General features: G+C 40.9%; 2 protein-coding genes. Both read right to left on the bottom strand.

The annotated features are described in order from the left end of the window. Window positions 1–523: IS630 family transposase (locus EI164_RS16425; RefSeq protein WP_192521036.1), on the bottom strand; the 523-nt coding region annotated here is incomplete at its 3' end. Between the two features lie 20 nt (window positions 524–543). Continuing rightward, complete coding sequence (locus tag EI164_RS16420) at window positions 544–849, bottom strand: IS630 transposase-related protein (RefSeq protein WP_192521035.1); 306 nt, start codon at window positions 847–849, stop codon at window positions 544–546. Window positions 850–913: the final 64 nt, after the last annotated feature.

Here is a 913-nt window from a genome sequence, read left to right as displayed (position 1 = left end):
AGTTCAAAATAAAAGTGTTATGGTCAGGGCAAATATCATAAAACAATTTAGATAAGTCATTTTCCATCCAGCCTTGGCGTAGAAACTTCACTTGAGCCCATTTTTTCTCAATAGGGTTCAAGTCTGGGCTGTACGGCGGCAGCCATAGGATACGATGACCATGCCTGTTCAGTAATTTTTGGATACGTCTACTTTTATGAAACCGAGCGTTATCCATGACAATCACGCATTTGGTTTTAAGGCTTGGGATTAGGGTGTGTTTGCACCAATCGTAGAATATGCCGCTGTTAATGTTGTGTTCAAAGTAATCCAGTGCAAATAGCATCTTTTCATATAGAGCCCCAATGACGTTGGTTCGCTTTTTACCTTGCCAGTTGTAGCTGTCGATACAGGGTTTGCCTATCAGTGCATAACCATGAGGACGAATGGTCTGGCTTTCAAAACCGCTTTCGTCCATATACACAATGGGATAACCTTGCTGTTTAAAGTTATCAAGCTTACTCTGATACGCCGCTCTTTTTATTGGACATGCTTTTGGATGCTCTAAGGTCTTTTTTTTTGACTGATGCCTAGGCGTTTTAAAGCCTCACAAATGGCTGGGGCAGTACAGTTGAACCGTCTTGCTCTCTCATAGTGATAGTCATCAGGGTAACGCTCAACGTCTTTGCGTAGTGCATCATCCGGTATTTTTGATGGCGTAACATTGCGAGTGCTCTTACTATGCAGCCGTTTCTTCCACTTTTGAATGGTGGTTGGACTGATGTCATAAAAAGAGGCTGCCTCGGCAAAGGTCATGCCATCCTCTAAGCTTTTTAGTACTTGTTTGCGATAATCTAGTGAGTAAGTCATGATAAATAATCATATCTGTTGAGATGTTTTATCTTATAACATTTTTATACTTAATGCACTATAT

It is taken from the genome of Psychrobacter sp. FME13 (assembly GCF_014861395.1).
In the GTDB taxonomy this organism is placed as follows: domain Bacteria; phylum Pseudomonadota; class Gammaproteobacteria; order Pseudomonadales; family Moraxellaceae; genus Psychrobacter.
Note: the sequence above shows the minus strand (reverse complement) of the source record. Positions and strands in the feature narration are given on the sequence as shown.